The sequence below is a fragment of the Cohaesibacter intestini genome, assembly GCF_003324485.1.
Lineage (GTDB): Bacteria > Pseudomonadota > Alphaproteobacteria > Rhizobiales > Cohaesibacteraceae > Cohaesibacter > Cohaesibacter intestini.
The window spans coordinates 84,367-105,826 of record NZ_QODK01000006.1; the positions used below are offsets into that span (position 1 = coordinate 84,367).

General features: G+C 53.0%; 19 protein-coding genes and 2 tRNA genes. 8 read left to right on the top strand and 13 right to left on the bottom strand.

Annotated elements, in window-relative coordinates; genetic code table 11:
* Positions 1-104: 104 nt before the first annotated feature.
* Positions 105-1,292 carry a cystathionine beta-lyase gene (metC, locus tag DSD30_RS18385; RefSeq protein ID WP_114011211.1) on the top strand — a complete coding sequence of 396 codons (1,188 nt, stop codon included), beginning with the start codon at positions 105-107 and terminating at the stop codon, positions 1,290-1,292.
* Between the two features lie 65 nt (positions 1,293-1,357).
* Here metC and DSD30_RS18390 read toward each other — a convergent pair whose 3' ends face one another.
* The 4 genes from DSD30_RS18390 to DSD30_RS18405 all read right to left on the bottom strand — a co-directional run bounded on the left by DSD30_RS18390 (position 1,358) and on the right by DSD30_RS18405 (position 5,653).
* Complete coding sequence (locus DSD30_RS18390) at positions 1,358-2,113, bottom strand: TVP38/TMEM64 family protein (RefSeq protein ID WP_114011212.1); 756 nt, start codon at positions 2,111-2,113, stop codon at positions 1,358-1,360.
* Positions 2,114-2,115: 2 nt separating this feature from the next.
* On the bottom strand, positions 2,116-2,892 hold the full coding sequence (locus DSD30_RS18395; protein WP_245418535.1) for a glycosyltransferase family 2 protein: 777 nt from the start codon (positions 2,890-2,892) through the stop codon (positions 2,116-2,118).
* 78 nt (positions 2,893-2,970) lie between these two features.
* Positions 2,971-3,819, bottom strand: coding sequence for a phosphatase PAP2 family protein (locus DSD30_RS18400; RefSeq protein ID WP_114011213.1), 849 nt, complete (start codon positions 3,817-3,819; stop codon positions 2,971-2,973).
* Between the two features lie 61 nt (positions 3,820-3,880).
* On the bottom strand, positions 3,881-5,653 hold the full coding sequence (locus DSD30_RS18405; protein ID WP_114011214.1) for an ArnT family glycosyltransferase: 1,773 nt from the start codon (positions 5,651-5,653) through the stop codon (positions 3,881-3,883).
* 131 nt (positions 5,654-5,784) lie between these two features.
* Here DSD30_RS18405 and DSD30_RS18410 point away from each other — a divergent pair, with 131 nt between their 5' ends.
* The 3 genes from DSD30_RS18410 (at position 5,785) to DSD30_RS18425 (ending at position 9,505) form a co-directional block, all read left to right on the top strand.
* A complete protein-coding gene (locus tag DSD30_RS18410; protein WP_157967769.1) occupies positions 5,785-7,356 on the top strand; it encodes an ATP-binding response regulator in 1,572 nt (523 codons plus the stop codon).
* A 147-nt stretch (positions 7,357-7,503) separates the two neighbouring features.
* Positions 7,504-8,277, top strand: coding sequence for a phytochrome family protein (locus tag DSD30_RS18420; protein WP_157967770.1), 774 nt, complete (start codon positions 7,504-7,506; stop codon positions 8,275-8,277).
* A 52-nt stretch (positions 8,278-8,329) separates the two neighbouring features.
* Positions 8,330-9,505, top strand: coding sequence for a response regulator (locus DSD30_RS18425; RefSeq protein WP_114011218.1), 1,176 nt, complete (start codon positions 8,330-8,332; stop codon positions 9,503-9,505).
* 88 nt (positions 9,506-9,593) lie between these two features.
* Here the strand turns inward: DSD30_RS18425 and DSD30_RS18430 are convergent, their stop codons facing one another.
* The 7 genes from DSD30_RS18430 to DSD30_RS18460 form a co-directional block, all read right to left on the bottom strand.
* Entirely contained in the window at positions 9,594-10,532 is a 939-nt protein-coding gene (locus DSD30_RS18430; protein WP_114011219.1) for an AEC family transporter, read from the bottom strand.
* Between the two features lie 148 nt (positions 10,533-10,680).
* Positions 10,681-10,757, bottom strand: a tRNA-Arg gene (locus DSD30_RS18435).
* A gap of 436 nt (positions 10,758-11,193) precedes the next feature.
* The gene (locus tag DSD30_RS18440; protein ID WP_114011220.1) at positions 11,194-11,505 is read right to left on the bottom strand and encodes an ETC complex I subunit; all 312 of its coding nucleotides are present in this window, start codon (positions 11,503-11,505) and stop codon (positions 11,194-11,196) included.
* Positions 11,506-11,601: 96 nt separating this feature from the next.
* A tRNA-Pro gene (locus DSD30_RS18445) sits at positions 11,602-11,678 on the bottom strand.
* Positions 11,679-11,773: 95 nt separating this feature from the next.
* Positions 11,774-12,163, bottom strand: a complete 390-nt coding sequence (locus tag DSD30_RS18450) for a DUF192 domain-containing protein (RefSeq protein ID WP_245418536.1) — start codon at positions 12,161-12,163, stop codon at positions 11,774-11,776.
* A 556-nt stretch (positions 12,164-12,719) separates the two neighbouring features.
* Entirely contained in the window at positions 12,720-13,301 is a 582-nt protein-coding gene (locus tag DSD30_RS18455; protein ID WP_114011221.1) for a cold-shock protein, read from the bottom strand.
* A gap of 267 nt (positions 13,302-13,568) precedes the next feature.
* Complete coding sequence (locus DSD30_RS18460) at positions 13,569-14,336, bottom strand: SIR2 family NAD-dependent protein deacylase (protein WP_114011222.1); 768 nt, start codon at positions 14,334-14,336, stop codon at positions 13,569-13,571.
* 77 nt (positions 14,337-14,413) lie between these two features.
* Between DSD30_RS18460 and DSD30_RS18465 the strand changes: the two genes are divergently transcribed.
* The 3 genes from DSD30_RS18465 to DSD30_RS18475 all read left to right on the top strand — a co-directional run bounded on the left by DSD30_RS18465 (position 14,414) and on the right by DSD30_RS18475 (position 17,865).
* Positions 14,414-14,833: a VOC family protein gene (locus DSD30_RS18465; protein ID WP_114011223.1), complete on the top strand. Its 420-nt coding sequence runs from the start codon at positions 14,414-14,416 to the stop codon at positions 14,831-14,833.
* Positions 14,834-15,362: 529 nt separating this feature from the next.
* Positions 15,363-15,905: a YcbK family protein gene (locus DSD30_RS22000; protein WP_114011224.1), complete on the top strand. Its 543-nt coding sequence runs from the start codon at positions 15,363-15,365 to the stop codon at positions 15,903-15,905.
* Positions 15,906-16,098: 193 nt separating this feature from the next.
* Positions 16,099-17,865, top strand: a complete 1,767-nt coding sequence (locus DSD30_RS18475) for a monovalent cation:proton antiporter-2 (CPA2) family protein (protein ID WP_114011225.1) — start codon at positions 16,099-16,101, stop codon at positions 17,863-17,865.
* A gap of 22 nt (positions 17,866-17,887) precedes the next feature.
* Here the strand turns inward: DSD30_RS18475 and DSD30_RS18480 are convergent, their stop codons facing one another.
* Both DSD30_RS18480 and DSD30_RS18485 read right to left on the bottom strand, forming a co-directional pair.
* Complete coding sequence (locus DSD30_RS18480) at positions 17,888-18,826, bottom strand: sulfurtransferase (protein WP_114011226.1); 939 nt, start codon at positions 18,824-18,826, stop codon at positions 17,888-17,890.
* A 49-nt stretch (positions 18,827-18,875) separates the two neighbouring features.
* A complete protein-coding gene (locus tag DSD30_RS18485) occupies positions 18,876-19,499 on the bottom strand; it encodes an SRPBCC family protein (RefSeq protein WP_114011227.1) in 624 nt (207 codons plus the stop codon).
* 219 nt (positions 19,500-19,718) lie between these two features.
* Here DSD30_RS18485 and DSD30_RS18490 point away from each other — a divergent pair, with 219 nt between their 5' ends.
* Positions 19,719-21,413 carry a peptidase U32 family protein gene (locus tag DSD30_RS18490; protein ID WP_114011228.1) on the top strand — a complete coding sequence of 565 codons (1,695 nt, stop codon included), beginning with the start codon at positions 19,719-19,721 and terminating at the stop codon, positions 21,411-21,413.
* Positions 21,414-21,460: the final 47 nt, after the last annotated feature.

Sequence of the window (21,460 nt, forward strand, 5' to 3'; positions counted from 1 at the left end):
TGTTTCTTAACACCGGGTTTTTGAAATATTTTAATCGGAGCGGGATCAATTTCCGATGAATCTGCCGCGCTCTGTGGAGCTTAAACCTAGTCAAAAGGTCACCAATGAAAAATCATACTGGAAAAAACACCAAGGCACTGAAGACTGCCACCCGTCTTGTGACCACTGGACGCTCGCCAAAAGAACAGGATGGTTTTGTGAATCCACCCGTGATTCACGCCTCAACTGTGGTGTTTGATTCGACCGAGCAACTCTATTCTGGCAAATCCAAATTTGCCTATGGCCGCCGGGGAACCCCAACCACCAATGCGCTGACCGATGCACTGACTGACCTTGAGGGAGCGCACGGATCCGTTTTGGCGCCCTCAGGGCTTGCGGCCTGTTCACTGGCCCTGCTTTCTGCGTGTAAAGCAGGTGATCATGTGCTGATCACTGACAGCGTTTATGAACCAACCCGTAACTTTGCCAAGACTGTTCTCGAACCGATGGGCGTCGCGGTGCAATATTATGACCCGCTGATCGGAGGGGACATCGCAACCCTCTTCAAGGACAACACGTCTGCGGTCTTCACCGAAGCGCCGGGGTCGCAGACATTCGAGATGCAGGATATTCCGGCCATCGTTGCTGCCTGCAAGGATCGGGATATTCTGGTTCTGCTCGACAATACATGGGGTACGCCGCTCTATTTTGATTCGATGGGCCATGGAGTGGACATCACCATTCAGGCGGGCACCAAATATATCGTCGGCCATTCTGACGTAATGCTGGGCACCATTTCGGCCAACGAGCGGGCTTGGGGGCGTCTTTATGATGTTCATGGCGCGATGGGCTATCATGTCGGGCCGGATGATGTGTATCTAGCCTTGCGCGGCCTTCGTACCATGGGCATCCGGTTGCGTCAGCATCAGGAAAGTGCGTTCGAGATGGCCCAATGGCTGGAAGCGCGGCCTGAGGTGGATCGGGTGCTCTATCCCCCTCTGCCCTCGGATCCCGGTCATGCCATCTGGAAACGGGACTTTACAGGCGCGTGCGGCCTGATGGGCGTGGTGCTGAAAGATGTCAGCAAGAAACAGGCTTGCGCCTTCATCGATGCTCTGGACCTGTTTGGTCTTGGCTATAGTTGGGGTGGTTTTGAAAGCCTCGTGATCCATGCTGATCCGCGGAACTATCGCACGGCAACCACATGGAATGAGCCCGGCCAGTTGATCCGGCTGCATATTGGTTTGGAAGATGTGTCAGACCTGAAAGAGGATCTGGAAGGTGGCTTCGCGGCCTTGAGCTCAGCCAAGTAGGCGAATTGATCTTGAAAACACTTAAAGGCAGCCTGTGGCTGCCTTTTTTGTCCTCATGACTCGTGTCAGATGACGTCCTTCATGATTTCATCATCTTCGAGCGCTGGTTCGACACTCGTTTTGGTCTGTTCCAGTCGCTTGCCCAGTTGGATGTGACGATACAGATAGGCCCCCAAGGCACCGGAAATCACGAACAAGACGACCCCTACGCCGATCTGTGCGGTTTGATCCACTTGCACGCCACTGCCCATCAAGGCAAAAATGGCGGTCTGGGGAATATATCCGGCCGCAGACCCAAGCACAAAGGGGATGGCCCGCACATGGGTGACCCCTGCGATGAGGTTCGTGACAAGGTTGCTGCCCACCGGGAGAAACCGGATCAAGAGCGTGGTGACGAAGGGGCTGCCGGTCAGCACCTGTTCAAAGCGTGCGACACGTTTGCCGAAATTGCGCTGAACGAAGCCGCGCCCCATCAGGCGGGCATAGGTGAAGGAAAGGATGCAGCCACAACTGGTTGCCAATACGGCGAGCGCAGTGCCGCCCAGAAAGCCGAAGGCATAACCGCCCATGAATGAAATAGCCTGACGTGGAAAGCCGACCGCAGCCAATAGGCCACCCATGGCGACGAATAGCAGATATCCTGAAACGCCCCTGCCCTTGACTTGCGCATCGACCCAATGCTCGTCAAACATATCCGCAATGCCGATCGCCTTGAGGCCGTAACCAATAGCGACCAGAGACCCGATCATGATCAGGCCTTTTAGATAGGGGCGCAAGGTCTGGTACAGACCGCCGCCGCGAGCATTTGCAGGTTCACGCATGATCAGGTTTCGGGTCCATTCTGATCAGTCAAAGAAATTTCCTTGATCACCGGAATTTTCTTGCGACGCTTGCGCAGCCAGTAGACCCCGAGCAGATCGAGAATGCCGACCCAGAGACGATCAAAGATGCCATATTTTGAGGTGCCATGGGACCGACCACGGTCAATCACGTCGATATGGACGACCTTCAGTCCTTCACGAACGACCAAGGCAGGCAGGAACCGGTGCCAGGCTTCGAAGAAGGGCAAATTGAGAAAGACCTGACGGCGGATCACCTTGAGACCACAGCCGGAATCGCGTGTATTGTCCTTGAGCAAAGACTGACGGATGCTGTTTGCCAATCGTGAGCCGTATTTCTTGACAAAGCCGTCGGTGCGCTTCATCCGCTGACCAGCGGCAAGTGCGTGGTCAGGACCACCAGCTTTCAGAGCGTCAATCATTTGTGGGAAGAAGGCCGGATCATTCTGACCGTCACCATCAAGAGTGGCGATGAACTCCCCTTGTGCATGGAGCAATCCGGTTCGCACCGCATTGGACTGGCCGCAGGATTTCTCATGGCGGATATGGCGCAGCCAAGGGCGTTCGATGGAATAAGCTTGCAGCAACTGATCCGTCCCGTCATCCGACCCATCGTCAACGATTATAAGCTCGAATGGCCTGCCGGCCAAAGCGCTGCCGACTTCGTCGATCAGAAAGGCCAGATTGTCTTTCTCGTTCTTGCAGGGAATGACCACGCTGACTTCCAGCGCATGGGACATGGGGGGCAGATGTGCAAGCATGAATGCCTTCCGAACTTGCCCTTGATCGGGCGTTGTTGTTGCTCTCGGACGCCGGTCGCCCTGCACTTCGGCTTGGTCCTAGGCCTTGTGGCGCAGGAAGTGAAGAGCCTTGAGCAGCTTCGATATAGCCAGTGGGCGACTGGAGGGCAAGCGGATCAAGCCTTTTTCACCACGGAACAGCAAGCGGCGGTTGGCAAACCACAGGGCCAATAGCCACGCAAAGCTTGCGCCATAGGCAAAACCGGCGACCGTGTCGGAAGGGTAATGCGCCCCGACAATGACGCGTGATGCGGCCACCCACAGCCCCAGACCAAGCCAGATCCATTTAAGGCGGGGGAAAAGCAGAAGAAAGATAACGGCCATCGCCCCTGCCGTAGTCGAGTGGCCGGACGGGAAACTCTGGAAGCCAGATGACAGGCCCGGCGGGTCGAAATGGAATGGGCCGAGGGTATCAAAATGGCGCGGCCGTGCGCGTCCGATGGCCATTTTGAAAAGGTTGTTTGAGATGCCCGAGCCAGCGACAGCGACAAAGGCATAGAGTCCCAACAATTGGTAGTTGGTCAGCACTGCCTTGGCCGACCGGGGCAAATGGTCCCACGAAAGCAAGCCGAGCAGGAGAATGGCCAAGGCGGCGGGCACCAAAAGAAATTCGGACTTGCCGACTTCCGTCAATGTGCGAAAGAAGGCATAGGTCTGCGGCGAGATGGTTGACTTCCAGTGGCCGGCGGCTTGATCAACGAAAAGAAACCCAATGGCAATGAGACTGACAACGACCGTGAGGATCAAAAGCCAATCGGGATGCCGAACAGCGGCGCCAAAATGCCCGGACCGCACCTGAAAAGACCGGACGGCGCGAAGCGTGCGGAAGTGCTTCCACTGGTCTTTCAGGCGAAAAATAGCACGGGGAATAGAGGCAAGCAGGGACATGAATTGTTCCAAAATTGTCTCAGCACGAGGCCGGGCTGGTGGTCTGGTTTTGTGGTCTGGCTTACATTTTCATCCGATATAGGGCGAAACTTTGCCACTTACCACCATTCAGTTTAAAACCCTTGACGTGATCGACGGCCTCGATCAGGTCGGCCCGGTTGCCGATGGCTTCAAGGAAGGCAGGTTCCCTGCTTTGTTCAATGATGGTCATCCGGCACCCTGCTTCAATCAGAAAGTCAGCGGCCTGTTTGGTTTGGCTGGGATCGATCAGTTGTGTATCCGTGCCCATCAAAAAGACCAGACTTGGCTCGCTGTAGCCAACGCTGGCCAACTCGATCGACTCGCAGGGTTTGTTGCGATTGACAGATGCTGCCATCTGATTTGATAGCCAGACATTGTTCAGGGCCGGGAAAATGGTGCCATGGATCGAAAGATACAGGACCGGAGCCACGAGGGCTGCCAATAGGAAGGCTGCCATCACCCGTCCACGCACCAGAACCGAGAAGGACAACAGGCCGAGACCAACAGCAACAAGGCCCAGCCCCAGCGCTGCGGGGTTGATTACGCCTTCAATGATGAATAGGGCAATCGGGGCGCCGATGCCGAGAATGGCGGCAATCAGCGGCACGAACCCAGCGATAATTTTGGCCCAGAGCTTATTCCAGCTCGTTGCGCGATTTTCCAATGCCAAGGCCGTCAACAAAGCCAATGCCGGGAAAGTCGGCAGGACGTAGTGCGGCAGCTTGGTGGAGACCAGCTCGAAGATCACCCAGGTGGGCAAGATCCAAGACAGGGCGAAGCGCACCGCATGTTGTTTCTTTTGTTTCCAGACCCAGCCAAGGGACAAGAGCAGAAAAATGGAGACAGGCCAGAATGTCAGATTGGAAATTGCGAGATAGGTTCCCGGAGGCGCTCCGTGAGATTCCTTGCCTGTGGCAACCTTGGCCAACATATCCTTGCCGACCGAGTCAACATAGAAAGCCCAGTCCGTATGCAGGCCAATGGCAATGAACCATGGCAGCGTGATCAACAACATCAACGGAATACCAAGCTTCCACCGTGTGCCCTTGAGCCATGCAAAAGAGCGTTCTTGTGCGGCGAGCAAAAGGACGGTCAGGCCCGAGACCATCAGGACAATCGGCCCCTTGATCAGAATGCCCATAGACAGAGCCACCCAGAGAATGGAGGCCTGATAGCGCTTCAATCCTGCTCGGTTTTCATAGAGCTCCCACAATAGCCATTGCACGGCAAGGATCGTGGCGAGCAACATGGCATCAGCCTTGGCCAATCGTGCCTCGACCCCCAGCAAGATCGCAGCCGACATGGCAATACCTGCCAGAAATCCGACACGGACAGAGGCCATACGCATGCCAATCAGGAAAGTGAAGCCGACAGAAAGCAACGCACCGGCCATGGAAGGCAGACGATAGGCCCAGATACCGGCATCTTCCCCCTGCCCTGAAATTTTGGCACCAGCAACCTGAAGCCAGTAGATCCCAACCGGTTTCTTGTAGCGGGTGCCATCCTGAAAGCGAATATCGACATAGTCGCCGCTTTCCATCATTTGCTTGGAGGCCTGCGCAAATCGGGCTTCGTCACGATCGACGGGAGGAATGGTGTTGAAGCCGGGCATGAAACACACCAAGGCGAACAGCATCAGCGCCAGAAAGGCCTTGAGACGTGAGGAACAAAGGGCAGAGAGCCAGTTTTCCGTCGCATCACTCAGTGATGTGATCCAATCTGGTTCAGGTTGTGGCTGAGCCGGGCCCGACTGCCAGCGTGGCTGGTTGTCCGGTGAAGACGGATCGTTTGGAAACAGGCCGGTGTCAGACATGATAGCCTCTTTGTCTTGTCACTTCCGCTCGCGGCGAAAAAGGATCGAGAGATGGCTTGTCTTACCGGATTTGATACCCTTTGCACAGGGAAAGGAATGAATTCACTGTGTAAACTGAGGGTGTGCACGCGTTGGATAAATGGCAGTGCAGTAAAGCCTTACGTGTTGCTACCACTCCATCGGGTTGCGCAGCGGGACGCACTTGTCTTGAAGGTTTGCCGCCACATGATTGCACTACTTCATTTGTGACAGAAATCGTCATTGTCACAAATGAATTTCAAACATGGTCGGTAGTGCAGCAAATATCCAGCTCTGATTCCATGCTTTTGAGTGATTCTGTCTATTATTTTCAAGTAACGGCCAGGGGAGTGAAAGTATTGCGATTGATCATCTTATATTTGCATGTTACAAATAACTTACGTAGGAAGAATCACCTATGTCGCCATTTTGCGTTGTTAGTTCGTATGCCAGTTTCTGGAAAGGGGGGCGAACTTATGCGTTATGAGAGTCAATTGTTGGACGCCGTTGAGAGCTGTCCAGTCCCAAATGATGATCTGGGCTGGCATGGACAATCTCTTGCGCAAAAAGAGCAGTTGAGTGTGCTCATTGTTGAAGATGATGATTTTGATTTTCACATCATCAAACGCTTCATGCTCGAAGCCAAAGGATACAGCGCCAAAATTGACCGAGCGTCTTCTCTTGCCAAAGCCAAGCTTGCTGCCACTCACCGTCGCTATGATGTTGTTCTGATTGACTTCTGTTTGGGAGACGACACCGGCGTGCTTGCTATGAGCGCTTTTGGTGGCCGTCAGTCTGATTGCGTGATGATCCTGATTACAGGGATGTTGGCCCCGGATATTCAAAAGATCTCCCTCAAAGCCGGTGCTGTCAGCTGTATCGACAAAGAACAGCTCAATGCGAAAATGCTGGAAGCCACAATAACCACCGCTCTGCACAATCACAGACTGGAACAAGAGCTTCATCGGGCCATTTTCGATCTTGAGGAAGCGACCCGAGCGAAGAATGCTTTCTATGCCAACATGAGCCACGATCTGAAGACGCCATTGAATGCAATCATGGGGTATGCAGAGATCATTTCAAGCAACTGCCTCAACTTGCCGGTTCCAGATCAGTATCGTGACTATGCCAACTTGATCCGGTCGGGCGGATTGCATTTGCTCGAAGTGATCAACAATCTTGTCTTAAGCGCGAGCGACAAGATCAACAGCGTTGGTGGGCCGTTTGAACAGGCCAACCTTAATCTGTTGGTAGACAAGGCGCTTGAGCTTGTGCTGATCTTGGCTCAGAACAAGTCCATCAACGTGGATCTTTCTCCATCAAATGAGGCCATTCCGGTCTATTGTCAGCCGTCCTTGATTACGCAAGCCATTGTCAACATTCTGTCCAACGCGATAAAATACACGCCAGATGGCGGGCATATTGCGGTTCGCGTACATTCATGCGGCGAAACCCACTGTGTGTCGATCGAGGATTCCGGCATCGGCATGAGCCAAGACGACATCGAAATCGCAAAAGCCCCATTTGGGCGCTGCAAATTGCCACCGGAGCTGTCTCAGGAAGGCACCGGGCTGGGGCTGTCGATCGTGGACCGAATTGCCGTCAGTCATCAGGGAGGTGTTTTGATTGAAAGTCAGCCCGGAGTGGGAACAAAAGTGACGCTCAAATTGCCTGCCATTCAGTGAAGCCAGCTGTGAGAAAATGCGCGAGCGTCTCACCCTCCTTGGGTATGCGACTTTCCTTGACCGACGCGCGGACTCTCGTGCTAGTCTTCAGCCTGTGGACCGGATCGCGACCGCGACCGATCAATCGATGGTTTTTTGGGTGCATATGTGACAGATCTTACTCTTCTTTCTCGAGATGAATTGTTTGACTATATTCATGCATTGGAAAGGCAGCTTGATCAACATGCTCAAGCACAGGCCAACGACCATCTCCCACACTCTTCCAAGTCGTATCATGAAGTCAGTCGGCGTATAGCCCATGATGTCAAAGCACCTGTCAGGCAAATCGCTCAACTTAGCGAAATACTGGTTCAGAACACCCAGAGAGTGGTTGATGAGGAGACGCTAACCGTTGTCGATATGATCAAGAACCGGGCGGCAGAACTTGATATTCGACTGGATGAACTCCGCGCCTTCAGTTCCGCGCATTTTCTACCACTAAACTGCGAGACTGTTTCCTTCGTCGAAATCGTAGAGTCATGCCGACTCAGCTTGGGGCTTGGTGATGATCGAGTCACTTTTGCAAGTGATGAAGAGATTTTGGTTCAGGCCGACAGAATGCTACTGACCCTCCTTTTTAACAACCTGTTGATATTTCTGTTCAAATCTTATGATTTGTCGCCGTTGATCAAAATATCATTGCATTCGGACGAGGTTTCACCCTTCGCGAGGACGCTCGACATTTCGGTCTCTGGTTATGTTTTTGAAACTACGGAAAAATCCGGACTGTTTGAGCCATTCACAACCATCAGCACCAATGACATCGATATGAGTGCCGGGCTGAAATTGAGTATTTGTGCCCAGGTATGCAAGCGTCACGGTTGGACTTTGTCAGAAGACTTTTCTGGCCGGGAAGGCTTCTCCATTAAATTGCATTTGTGAAATCCGCTTTGTCTATTACCTTTAAGAGAAGGCTGGAGCTTGGGGGAAGACTATGGCTGGCAGTTTGATGGATGATATATCGGAAACTAGCCCTGTTTCTGATGGCGCTGACTATGGGGGTCATTCGGTTCAGATGTCGTGTCTGTTGATCGACGATGATCCGATCGACATTCGCTATGTTAGCTGGCTATTGCAACAGGCAAACGGTTTCGACTTGAAGGTTCAAACGGCTTCGTCTCTCAGAGAGGCGCGCCGTCTTTGCACCCAGCAAGAGTTCGATCTTTATCTATTCGATTATTGGATGGGAGAAGATTCGTCTGTTTCCCTGCTGCAGGAACTCGCCTCCAGATCAGGCGCTCCGCATATGATGGTGGTCATGTCTTCGCTGGATGACGAAAGTTTTCAGCGTTTGAGCCTTGAATCCGGTGCCGACTTCTTCTTAGCCAAGCAGAATCTATCCCATCTTACCCTTGAGAAACTGTTGCAACGGGTGTTTTACGCGGCATCAAAACGCCGCGCCAATACCCAGCACCATCTCGACGAAGACCAAAGGACCGATGCCTGGATGCGGTCATTGCGGTCTCAGTTGGATAAGGTGCATGGCTATTCCGTGCTAGCCATGTCGTCTCTTCACAACCACACGAGGGAGGAGGCGAAAAGTCATCTGGCCGATGCGATCGCATGTCTGTCGGGCATTCGCAATGAAATGCCCTATATGAATGCGAGTCTGAGCAATGGCCACAAACGATCAGAAGTCGTCCTCTCGCCGTTCGACGTCAGTCAGTTGCTGTCAAGCACGGTCGAAGCCTGCAGTTTGGAGGCTGAGCAGTTCAGCAAACGGGTGAGTTTCTACGAACAGGTTGAGGATTCCATCATCCTGTCTGATCCTATGCTGCTACAAGACCTGCTGACCATTACGCTTCGCGGGGCCATTCGTCATGGGGAAATGGCCAGCGACATCGCAGTCAGTTACGAGCTGCAGCCAACAAATCTGGAGATTTTCATTTCCGAATTCGGCGCATCCGAAGATGCCGAAGTTGAGAATTATGATTATGAAGGCCGCGAGGTTATGCAACTCTCCAACTTGTTCGGCGAAGAGCGGACAGGCAGCTTTCTCGTGGCTGATCATATCCTCAAGCGTCTTCAAGGCAGCTGGGCAATGGGCCGTCGGGACAACAATACGGAAATCAAGCTCCGCATCCCTTTGAATATCGACGCTCTCAACTAACCCGTCCTTATCCAATCACGACTTTGCTATGACTTTCCAGAAAGCCTCAGTGTTGTTGAACTGTTGGTCGGGCATCGTGATTGGTGCTTCAAACAATCGGGTTTATTATCACATAGAGACTAAAACAAATCAGACTGATAACGGTTGATACCGCCAAGCTGTTGCTCACAAATGCCATTTCCTCTTCTCTCGCCTTTTGCATAAACAGAGGAATGATGAAGGGTGGTGGTAATATCAGCAAAATAAAGAATGCGGCCTGAAAGCCAGCCCCCAAGCCGAGCCACCCGTCGATCACAATGTGATTGAGCAGCAAGGCCGCTGGCACGACAAGACCATACCGAAGGGTCACCAACCGAACCACATCTCCCAAACCTTCGCGTTGGACCTTGATACCATAGCCCACAACCAGCAAGATCAGCGGCACAACCATGACAGTTAGCAGTTTGAGTGTTGCATAAAAGCTTGAAAAAACGGGTGCTGTTTTGACAATCTCAGCGAGTCCCAGCGCATTTAGCACAAGCCCGGCCGACAATGCCAAGGTAACGGGAGATGCCGCAAACATTTTCAGGATCGTCGACGGGTTGGAGCGTCCATCTCGACGGACTATCAGCATTGGTGCAAAGACAAACCAGATGAACAATTCATGCGGCAGATCGACAATAGCAATATAGCCAACCGCTTCCATGCCATAGGCACCACCAAATAAGCTTACACCCAACATGCCATATTCAAAGCCGGTGAACAAAAATGGAAACCAGGGATGGTGCGGCGCCAGCCATTTCCCAAAGAGAAGTCCCAACCCATAAAGCCCCAAGCAGATTAACGCCACGAGCAACCAAAGTCCCAGATAGGCGATCTTCATCTCCATGTCGAGAAAGACCGTGAACAGAACGCTCGGCAAGATCAGACTGACGATCAGCTTCTTGATACCCGCGATGACGTCGCTGCTGACCAACTGGGTCCAGCGCAGTAGCATACCCAAGACAATCAGAAACAAAATGGGAAGCAGGGAGTCAAAAATGGACATGATCGCCTCACATGCGGGGTCAAGAGGCACTTATCGTTTCACGCGGTCAAACCATTGGCAAGATTGAAGGCGTGGCTTGGATTATTTGACGCAGAGGTTGGGTTTTGAGGAAAGCACCGGCAATGCACCGCTGAAACCTTGGAAAAGCTGGCGACCCCTGAAGGATTCGAACCCTCGACCTGCTGATTAGAAGTCAGCTGCTCTATCCAACTGAGCTAAGGGGCCAACACGTTGAAACAATGAGATATTCTTGCTTCGGCCGGCATGCGGCGAGATACGGAAAGGTCCGTCTCGCATCTCACTTGAGATTACTGCAATTTGGAGGCCACTTTTAAGGGTCTCACTGGTGCTTTTCAATCAGTTTTTTGGAAATCTTGAGACCAGTTGTGAATGACGCGCCATTGGCTGTGCCCGTTTGACCAGTATCAGGGCGACGCATGCGCCCGATAACTTGCCAAACAAGGATTTTGAAAACCCGTCTGACCCGGCCACAGGACGCAATGGCGTCTTTTCACCGGTGTCGTCAGGTCTCGGCAATACCTGCTTGGGACAGAATAATGCAAGAGATTGCTAGAGCGCGGATCACGAGAGATTATCTCATCGGCTCAAAAACGGTTTTGGTTTTCTGTGATGCATGCTTCAGGCAAATGTGGTGTTGGACTCAATGCGTCCAATTGCCATCAATGCGGTTGATCGCAAAATTGTCCGAATAGGCCTTGACGATCCGCTTGCGCTTTTTGGGCTCACTCACCTGATAGTCGATGCCATGACGCTTGGCATAAGCAATTGCATCTTCTTTGGTTTCAAAGGTCAAATCGAGTTGCTGGCGCGTATCTGTGGAACTTGTATAACCCATCAAGGGTTCAACATTCTTACCCTGAATGGGCTCGAACTTCAGGCACCAATGCTTGGCCTTGGCCATGCCGGACTGCATTGCATTCCTTGCCGGTTGATAAATGCGCGCTTTTGCCATCGATGTTCTCCCCTTTGGTGGTGCTAGTCCATGAGTCACCACGCCGGAGCAAGATACTGCCCGTGCCTACAGATTTCAATCATTTGCTGAAAGAAGTGGTCGGAGCGAGAGGATTCGAACCTCCGACCCCCTGATCCCAAATCAGGTGCGCTACCAGGCTGCGCTACGCTCCGACATATTTTCGCAATGGTGCGTTATGCAGCCAACGAAGATGGCGATTGAATAGCAACCGCATTCAAAAGGAGCAAGCGCAAAGTCACCCACCTCCTCATTTTGCCTTGGGGGGTGTGAACAATTGATGCAGGAGCCTGTCGCCGCGAGAAAGTGCCAGTCGGTCTGCAGTCCCGGCCTTCACTTCCAGAACATAGCGCACCGGGCCACCGGAGCTGATGATCGACTGGGACAAGGGCGTGGTGTTCTTGACGATATGACGGATGGTGCCATCGGCACTGACAAACAGCATGTCGAGGGAAAGATAGGTGTTTTTCATCCACATATAGACCTGTTCGGTCTTTTCAAAGTCAAACAACATGCCGTGGTCCGGCGCGATTTTGGTGCGATACATCAGACCCTTGGCGCGCGTGGCATCATCGTCGGCAATTTCTATTGAAAAATTGTGTCGCTTTTCACCGGACTGAATGATGAGTTTAGCGTTCATTTTGTCAGCGCTCGCTGTCGGGTTGGCTTGAGCTTGGATGAAAGTACCCGGTCCAATGACGCAGAGTGTGACAAACACCAGACTCACCGCCAGACAGCATTTTACCAAGGAAACCATAAACGCAAAAAATCTTGAGGCCATGAACATGTCTCGACTGCAACTGAAAGAACAACAAGGGAATATAAGAGACCCGCAACGCGCTCAGAACTCACCAAGGGCCGATGCACTCTGCCGCTTGCATGGATCATACAATAATTCCACGAGTGAGGTCGAGATGCTCAACCAATGTTGATTGTTCAACAAGCAAAGTTGGGGGTGGTAGTCGACACGAACAGGCGCTCTTTTGCACGAGTGCCCGAGCAGTACGCCCGAAACGGTTCCTGCTTTGGTTATCGGCTACCGCAGCAATGCTATCATTGCGAGAGGAATCTTTCAGCACACGCTCAAGGGTCAAATAGCCACAGAAATACAAAAGCCGATCACGCCTCAACTGCTGCATGAACACAAGGCTGAGAGGTGATTTTCGACGTGCATTGGCCGAGCAATGCCGCAAAACTCAATGGGATGGTGGAATGTGGCCGCCAGTAGAGGGCCGAATTTCGGTCGCCATCTTGCCCTTTGGCCCTGGTCCATAACGCACCATAACTTCCTGATGCGGGCGTAGTTCGGTCAGGCCATAAAGCCGCAGAGTCTCCATGTGAATGAAGATATCCGGGGTCCCCTCACCTTGCGTGAGGAAACCAAAGCCCTTTTCCCGATTGAACCATTTGACCCAAGCGGTCTCCAGCTCACTGGTTGGCGTCACTTTGACATGGGTGTTGGCAGGTGGCAGTTGGGAAGGATGGAGGGCTGTGCTTTCGTCCATGGACAGAATTCGAAGGGCCTGCAGGCCCTTGGGACCCTTGAGCGCCTCGCAGACGATCCGTGCGCCTTCATATGCGGTCCGGTATCCGTCACGACGCAAGCAAGTCACATGCAAGAGGATATCGGCACTCATGTCATCAGCCATGATAAAGCCGAAGCCTTTGGCTACGTCAAACCATTTGATCTTGCCAGCAACCTGAATGACGTCAACAGACTGGTCCTCAGATGCTTCACTTTCAACGGGTTGCCGCTCCGGTGCGTTTTTCACCCCCATCTTAGTGCCTCAATGCTTTGCGTAGCCTCGTTCCCGACTCAATACTATGGTCGATTCTCAAAAGGAGGATACCATTTGCCACCGTGAGTGCATCAATAATTTTTTTACTTTTTGCAGGTTTCGTTTTTGCGCCCTGTTTTTCTCACGCATGGGCAAAAAATCGCTCGTCTATTTACAGTCCAAATAAGTAGAAAGCGGGAGTCGCCGTCTTTTTGTGTTTGGTCTGCATAGCAATGCCGGTTCTGGGCCTGTTTGAATGCTGCCAGATCAACGAATGGACTGCATAACTTTGCCGATTTCTCCATGCACGCAAAGATCTGCCATGTCATCAAGTGGCGTTGGGTCGCGGTTAATGATGACAAGCTTTGCGCCATTGCGTTTGGCGATCTCTGGCAGACGTGCTGCAGGATAGACCACAAGCGACGATCCCAACACGATCATCAGGTCACACATCTGAATATGAGTGAGGGAATCCTTCATCTTGTCTTCAGGCATTGCCTGCCCGAAGGAAATGACCGCCGCTTTGACGAGACCGCCACATGCGTCACAGCGTGGCGCTTTGTCATGCGTCTCGATATGGGTCTTTGCATCAGGCAGAGACATTGGGGTCTGGCAATCAAGGCAAGCGCCATAGGTGCTGTTGCCATGGATCTCGATGACATGGTCATCGGACAGCCCGCTTTTCTGATGCAGCCCGTCGATATTCTGCGTGATGGTACAGGTCAGTTTCCCCATCGCCTGTAAGCGCACAAGCGCCTTGTGCCCTTCGTTGGCCTCGGCGATCGCAAATTCTTCGTTCATGACAAAGCGGCGGCGCCAGTCTTCCCGTCGTGCGGCTTCAGAGCGAACAAAATCGGCAAACTGGATGGGTTCCATTTTCGACCAAATTCCATTGGGGGATCGAAAATCGGGAATACCGCTTTCAGTGCTGATGCCCGCACCGGTAAAGGCGACGATGGAAGAGGCTTCATCAATCAGCTTCAGAAGCTGTTGCGCGGGGTCCTGTGTATGTCGGGTTGAAACTGTGTCTTGCATCCACCGCTCCCTGTGCTTACGTAGATGACCGAGTCCGTGTCTGAACTGGTCTTTGTTTGAATCGAGGAATTCATACCATGAAATATTTGCACACTATGGTGCGCGTCGCCGACGTTGAAAAGTCTCTCGACTTTTATTGCAACAAACTGGGTCTGAAAGAAGTGCGCCGAAACGACTATGAATCCGGTCGCTTCACGCTGATTTTCCTTTCTACTGACGGGGAATATGAAAATTGCCTCGAGCTGACCCACAATTGGGATCCGGAAGAATATGATGAAGGCCGCAACTTCGGTCACCTCGCCTACAGTGTTCCCAACATCTATGAAACCTGTCAGAAGCTGATGGATGCCGGCGTGACGATCAACCGTCCTCCACGTGACGGCCGCATGGCCTTCATTCGCTCACCGGACAACATCTCCATCGAGTTGCTACAGGAAGGTGATAGCCTGCCACCACAGGAGCCTTGGGCTTCGATGGAAAATACCGGCAAGTGGTAAATTTGTTTCAGGTGCAATGATATAATTTGCATCCTACCCGAGCGATCCCGCTGGTCGCTCGGGTTTTCTATTAAGCATTCAGTTATTAAACCTGCCCTTTTGAGGCAAATATTCGTAAAAATGGGCCTTTTGATCAGCCCCAACGCCTTAATGCTGTCACAGTTGACCATCATTTCCGGTCACGCTTTCGTGACGGCATGCGTGATGCTGCCCTCATGTCAGCCTTTGGGGTTCAACAGAAGTACCCCATGGTGACCGCGTCCTTCTTCGCAAGACAAAAAAGATCCGAAGGAACGACGCGCGGCGATGAAGTCCGAGCGCACCGATGAACGCCCTTTAAGGGCTCGAATTCCAGTTTTTTGTTCGCCGCAACAGAGCCTGACCGGCCCTGCAAGCGAACTGTTTTTGGCCTTCGCTCATGCACCTTCATTGTGTTGCGTGGCAAGAGCCCTTGTGCGCAGCCGTGTCCCCCAACCTTCGCTGCGCCATGACGATGTGGGCCCTCGGTGTCCGCGATGAGGTAGTATAGATGTTGAGTTTCAAATCTGGGCTTTTTGCCATTCTTGCACTTGTTCTGGCGGGGTGTCAGACCACTGGCAACAATGGTGTCACCATGTCGACCAGTACGCATAACAGCATGTCCAAGCGAACTGTGATGGCCTATGCCAACGGATTGGACAGCAAGCCGGTCCGCAGTGGCAAATCGCGGTTTTTGGTGGCCCATGGCAAGGTTCAGCTTGGCTGCCTCAAGCCTGACCTTGTGAAGTTGCTTACCAAGATTGAGAAGCATTATGGCAAGAAAGTCGTCATCACGTCCGGCTATCGGTCAAAGTCCCACAATCGACGGGTGCGTGGGGCAAAGAACTCCCAGCACATGTATTGCAAGGCTGCGGATATTCGCGTTCCGGGCGTTAGCAAGCAGGCATTGGTGAAGTTTGCCCGCACCCTGCCCGGCATTGGCGGCGTCGGCCTCTATTGCCGCTCGTCCTATGTGCATGTTGATGTGGGCAATCGACGGGACTGGTATTGGGGATGTGGCAATAAGAAGCGCCGCAGGGTGGCGCGACGCTAAATTGTCGCCGATTTTTCGAAATAGTCCGGCCTGCCATGCCTTTGCGTGGCGGGCTTTTTCAATTGCGGCTTTCGTATAACTCCTAGGTAAGCGATATTCAGGGGCGTGGGTAAAGACTATAATGCAACTAGAATCACGCCGCTTTGGGAGATTGAGGTTCTTTCCTCTCCCCATATCCCTTGCTTGAGGTAACATGGCCAGCTCAGCCGACTTTTCATATCTAACTGACTCTATCGTTTTCCTGGGCGCCGCCGTCATTGCCGTGCCCATTGCAAAACGTCTCGGGGTCGGATCGATCATCGGTTACCTGATTGCAGGCATGATTATCGGCCCGTTTGGTCTCTCCTTCATCCCTTCGACAGAAGACATCGTCCCTATTGCCGAATTAGGGGTCGTGCTGCTGCTGTTTGTCTTGGGGTTGGAGCTCAAACCTGAACGCCTTTGGCGCATGAAGGCCGATATTTTCGGGCTTGGAACCAGTCAGATTGTCTTGACTGGACTGGTTTTGGGAGCGGTTTTCACCTTGTTTGGTCTGTCCCAACCAATCGCCTTTGTCGGTGGTTTCGGTATGGCCTTGTCCTCCACGGCGTTTGCCGTCCAAATCCTGCAAGAGCGCGGACACTTCTCGACCGTTTATGGTCAACGGGCCTTTGGAATCCTGTTGATGCAGGATATTGCGATCGTCCCCTTGTTGGCGATGGTCAGCATTGTAGCGCCTTCTTCTGGGGTGGAAAGTCATGAAAGTGTCGCCAGTCAGATTGGCATCACCGTCGCGGCCGTGCTGATCGTAATTTTGGTGGGGCGCTATCTGCTGTCCCATGTCTTTTCCATGCTGGCTGCCACAAAGGCCCGTGAAATCATGCTGGCTGCTGCGTTGTTGGTGGCACTGGGCAGCGCCGGGATCATGCACTTGGCCGGTCTATCGATGGCTTTGGGGGCGTTTCTGGCAGGAATCATGCTGGCGGAATCCAGCTTTCGCCACACGCTGGAAGCGGATATCTTTCCCTTCCGTTCGCTGCTGATGGGACTGTTTTTCATGACGGTCGGCATGACGCTCGATTTGCCGGTGACGTTGGCGGAGTTGCCAATCATTCTGGTTGGTGTCGTGGTGGTGATGGCGTTGAAGGGGTTGATCCTGTGGCTGCTTGCCAGAGTGACGGGTTCTTCCAGTATCGATGCCGGCTATATCGCGGTTGCCTTGCCACAGGCTGGCGAGTTTTCGTTCGTCCTGTTTGCCGCAGCGTCAGCTGCGGGTTTGCAAAGTCCTGCTTTCACGGTCATGACGGCGATCGTGATTGTCACCATGGTGATGACGCCCTTTGTCGGCAAAGGCCATGATGCGGCCTTACGCTATCTGGCCAATCGCTACCCGGAGCGCATCGAGCCCGAACTGGAGATGGTCGACAAGAGCGAACCGCATGTGCTGGTGGTGGGTTTTGGTCGCTTCGGCAAGATCGTCTCGCAGATGCTGATGGCGGAGGGGTTGCGGATCGTGGCCATTGATAACAATACCAAGCGTATTGCTGTCGCACGGCGTCATGGCCTGCCGGTCTACTATGGCGATGCCACACGCGAGGATGTGCTGCGGCTGGCCGGTGCGGAACAGGCTTTGTTGATTGCGCTCTGCGTCGAGAATCCGATCGTAATGGCAAAATCCATCGATCTGATCCGGGAACATTTCCCCAAAGCCGCAATATTTTGCCGGGCAACTGACCGCGCCCATGCGGTGGAGCTGACCAAATGTGACGTTGATTTTCAGGTGCGCGAGACCTTCGAGAGCGGCATTAATTTCGGCCGCGCCGCACTTGATCATCTGGGCATATCGACCGAACGCATTCAGGACATCGAAGCGGATGTCCGTGAGCGTGATCTGGAATTGCTGATGCATCATCTCAAAGCTGGCGATGCTCAGGAAGCCAATTTGGGACGCATTCTTCCACCACGCAAAAAACCGGACTAGACCCCACCTTCATCAGCAAACTCTATTTGGGCACTGCGATTGGATTGTCCGGATATTGCTGCCATTCGGCCATCGATCCATCATACAGCAAGCCCTGTTTATTGCCGAGCAGCTCATGGGTAACGAACCAGGCCAAAGATGCCCTGTGGCCGGAGTTGCAAAAGCCAATATGAGCCTGCATCGGATCCATGCCCTGCGTGGAAAATAAAGCTTTGGCGCGCTCCAGAGTGAGGAATTTGCCACCCTGCTTGGGTTCAACCAGCTGATCAAATGGCAGATTTTGCGCTCCGGGGATCGTACCGGGACGTGGACCGCCCGCCTTGCCTACATATTCTTCATGCGAGCGATAGTCAAAAATGGCCATACCCTTCTTCCACGCAGTCAACACGTCATCCATCGAGGGTGCCATGGCGGGATTGGGGTTTGCAGTATATTTTGTCGCCCTCACACGGGTCATTTGTTTGGTGAAAATGGGTTTTGGCAAGCGACTATAGGCAATCAAGCCACCGTCAAGGATCGACACCTTTTCATGTCCAATGACTTTGAGGGTCCAATAGATTCTTGTCGCAACAGCGATTTCACCTGCATTCATGCCAATTGGGGTAAGGACAATGTGATCGGTCGGCTTTATGCCGAGGCTGCCAAGCAGCTTTTCGAGATAGGCAATATCCGGCAAGGCCTTGCCCTTGACCGGCCGACGCTGACGCCATTGGCCATATTGGGTATTCACTGCGTTGGGCAGGTGGACGCGGGCATATCCATTGACAGGTTGAAGATCGACAAAAACGACATCTTCGCTTCCCAGATTGCTCAAGACCCATTCGGCACTCACCAGCGGGCTGCTCGCCGAAGCGACAGAGGTGCTCACGGTCAATATGAAAAAGGCGACAAGAGTCCGCGCCCAAGCGAGGCATGCCTCATACGCCGTTGCGCCAGATTGCTGTTTGCGGGCAGCACGCATCGGCTCCTCCCTGTTTGTGGTCTTTCCATTCACTGATGACAGCGGGTCATCAACGGTAAAAAATCAGCAATGCCAACACCAGAATACCCAGAGCTATCAGCCCCCAGCCTTGTGCACCGCCCAAAAACCCTTTTGCAGCGGCTCCTTCTGCTTCCTGCTCGAGTTCCAAAACCGCGTCCTCGGCTTTGTGCATGGCTTTTTCCAGTTCAGCTTCCTTTTCCTTATCTGTCATTGGGAGTTTCTCCTTTTTTACCTTGTCTGCGATCGCTTCGAAGAGTTGCGAGGCCAACATGAGTGTCCTCTTGGGATCAAACGCGGGATCATCGGTCAAGGTTCCCAGTTCGAGGGAAACATGATAGGTCAGAAGGGTGCCCTCTGCTCTTTCTTCCAGTCGGATGCTGTTGTGACTGCTAAGGATAGTCGCATTCTCGTCAAGGGCTTTGGAGGTCATGGTGAACGCGTTGTCGTGCTCACCAGGAAGCAAGCGGATTTCCTGCCGGGTTTCCTCTTTGTCGTCTCCCCAACGCAACAGGCGAACATGAAACCACCCCGGGGCCACTTCCTGTATGTCTTGGCAATTGGGAAAACAGGCTTTCAGCAAGATCGGGTTGAAAAACCGTTGCCGCACCTCCGCAGCGTTCGCTGCGCACAACACTTCACCGGATAGCTCCATTCTCGCCCCCTGTTGCGTGGTTGTTGCGCCTTGCCCAAACGCATATGCAATATTTCTATTATCGCAAGTATAAATAATAATGCACCCGCTTGAATTGATTTTGTTCAATGCCAGCACAAAATCTGGCAATCCCCACAGCAAGAATGTCGCGCTTTGGGGTGGTTTTTATAGGGATCTTTTGGTATCAGTCACGCCTTGCGAGGCAATAAGGAGACCCATATGGCCAGCGTGACCGCTATCAATTCGGATCAGACCGAATCCATTCGCCCGGACCGATCAGAATTGTTGATGCCTGCGGGCAATCTTGAAAAACTGAAAATGGCCGTGCTGTATGGTGCGGATGCCATCTATATGGGTACACCAGACATGTCGCTGAGGACCAAGTCTCAGATGAGCCTTGATGATGTGGTTGAGGGCATTGAGTTCGCCCATGCGCATGGCAAACGGGTCTATCTGACGCTCAATCTGTTCTCCCACAACAAGGATATCGACAAGCTGCCGCAATATGTCGAGACCGTTCGCAAGGTGAAGCCGGATGGCTTGATCGTGGCTGACCCCGGCGTCTTCATGTTCGTCAAATCGCAAGCCCCCGAGCTGGAACTGCATGTCTCGACCCAGGCCAATGTCTGTTCCTGGCAATCGGTCAAATTCTGGGAAATGCAGGGTGCCAAGCTGGTGGTGATGGGGCGTGAGGTCTCGTACAAGGAACTGGCCGAGGTGCGGGAGAAGTGCCCGGACATCAAGCTCGAAGCCTTTGTTCATGGCTCGATGTGCATGACCTATTCGGGCCGCTGCTTGCTGTCGAACTTCATGGCCGAGCGCGGCGCCAACCAAGGGTCATGCGCCAATAGCTGCCGCTGGAAATATAAGGTCCATATGAAGCTGCGCGACGGCACCGTGCGCGAATTGAAACTGTCGGAAGAGAATATGGAGCTGTTTGACTTTTTCCTTGAAGAGGAACAGCGCCCCGGCGAGCTGATGCAGATTACTGAGGATGAGCGCGGCTCCTACATTCTCAATAGCCGCGATCTGTGCATCATGCCAAAGCTGTCTGATTATCTCTCCATTGGCGTCGACAGCCTCAAGGTCGAAGGGCGCGGCAAGAGCCCTTATTATGTGGCTTTGGTGGCGCGTGCCTATCGCATGGCAATTGATGACTGGTATGAGGATCGCGACAATTGGGACCCGGAAGCCTATATGGAAGAACTGGCGACTGTGCCAAACCGTGGCTATACCCTTGCCTTCCATGATGGTCGCTTGACCAATTACGCCCATGGTTATGAAGAGACATCGACCTTTGCCGAGTGGGAATTTGCCGGCATGGTGTCTGAAGTCCGAGACGATGCTTTCATTGTCGACGTCAAGAACCGGCTCGAAGCTGGTGATGTGATCGAGCTGGTCTCGCCTTATCTGCGTTCGCCGATCCCGATCCGTCTTTATGAGTTCGAAGACGCCAAGAACGGCAAGATCCAGACGATTGTTAATCCGGGCACCAAGCCACAGGTGCGGATTCCCTTCTCGCTGTTTGACCATGAAGACCCCGAGATGCTGCGCCAGCATGTGCCCGTGATGACCGTTCTGCGCAAGGAACGCGCCTTGACCCCTGCCCAGTGGGAGCGGTTGAAGCATGATTCCGAGGCCCATGATCTGGAACTGGGTCGCGGCGACGAAGGGCTGTATGAGCGCAAGAATGTCAAGCTACAGGCGGCGATGGACGCAGACCAGACCAAGCGGTCGACCAAGAGCCCGCGTCTGGGCACCGAAGGGTGTTGTGGTCGTGGCTGCAACGGCTGCACGATGTTCTGGTATGACGACAAATATGAAAAGGCACGCGCTCTGCTGGCCAAGAGCGAGCAAGGCAAGCTGTTGACCAAACAACAAGCCAAACAGGAAGTCATCAAAAAGGTCTCATGATCTTTCATTTCAACTGTTATGACAAAGCCCGAAGCGTTTGACGCTCC

Excerpts from the sequence above, each read along its gene's own strand:
- DSD30_RS18405 (WP_114011214.1), bottom strand. The coding sequence starts at position 5,653 with ATGTCTGACACCGGCCTGTTTCCAAACGATCCGTCTTCACCGGACAAC.
- DSD30_RS18465 (WP_114011223.1), top strand. The coding sequence starts at position 14,414 with ATGAAATATTTGCACACTATGGTGCGCGTCGCCGACGTTGAAAAGTCT.
- DSD30_RS18425 (WP_114011218.1), top strand. The coding sequence starts at position 8,330 with ATGGCTGGCAGTTTGATGGATGATATATCGGAAACTAGCCCTGTTTCT.
- DSD30_RS18395 (WP_245418535.1), bottom strand. The coding sequence starts at position 2,892 with ATGCTTGCACATCTGCCCCCCATGTCCCATGCGCTGGAAGTCAGCGTG.
- DSD30_RS18460 (WP_114011222.1), bottom strand. The coding sequence starts at position 14,336 with ATGCAAGACACAGTTTCAACCCGACATACACAGGACCCCGCGCAACAG.
- DSD30_RS18450 (WP_245418536.1), bottom strand. The coding sequence starts at position 12,163 with ATGAACGCTAAACTCATCATTCAGTCCGGTGAAAAGCGACACAATTTT.
- DSD30_RS18440 (WP_114011220.1), bottom strand. The coding sequence starts at position 11,505 with ATGGCAAAAGCGCGCATTTATCAACCGGCAAGGAATGCAATGCAGTCC.
- DSD30_RS18485 (WP_114011227.1), bottom strand. The coding sequence starts at position 19,499 with ATGGAGCTATCCGGTGAAGTGTTGTGCGCAGCGAACGCTGCGGAGGTG.
- DSD30_RS18390 (WP_114011212.1), bottom strand. The coding sequence starts at position 2,113 with ATGCGTGAACCTGCAAATGCTCGCGGCGGCGGTCTGTACCAGACCTTG.
- DSD30_RS18400 (WP_114011213.1), bottom strand. The coding sequence starts at position 3,819 with ATGTCCCTGCTTGCCTCTATTCCCCGTGCTATTTTTCGCCTGAAAGAC.
- DSD30_RS18475 (WP_114011225.1), top strand. The coding sequence starts at position 16,099 with ATGGCCAGCTCAGCCGACTTTTCATATCTAACTGACTCTATCGTTTTC.
- DSD30_RS22000 (WP_114011224.1), top strand. The coding sequence starts at position 15,363 with ATGTTGAGTTTCAAATCTGGGCTTTTTGCCATTCTTGCACTTGTTCTG.
- DSD30_RS18455 (WP_114011221.1), bottom strand. The coding sequence starts at position 13,301 with ATGGGGGTGAAAAACGCACCGGAGCGGCAACCCGTTGAAAGTGAAGCA.
- DSD30_RS18430 (WP_114011219.1), bottom strand. The coding sequence starts at position 10,532 with ATGTCCATTTTTGACTCCCTGCTTCCCATTTTGTTTCTGATTGTCTTG.
- DSD30_RS18480 (WP_114011226.1), bottom strand. The coding sequence starts at position 18,826 with ATGCGTGCTGCCCGCAAACAGCAATCTGGCGCAACGGCGTATGAGGCA.
- metC (WP_114011211.1), top strand. The coding sequence starts at position 105 with ATGAAAAATCATACTGGAAAAAACACCAAGGCACTGAAGACTGCCACC.
- DSD30_RS18490 (WP_114011228.1), top strand. The coding sequence starts at position 19,719 with ATGGCCAGCGTGACCGCTATCAATTCGGATCAGACCGAATCCATTCGC.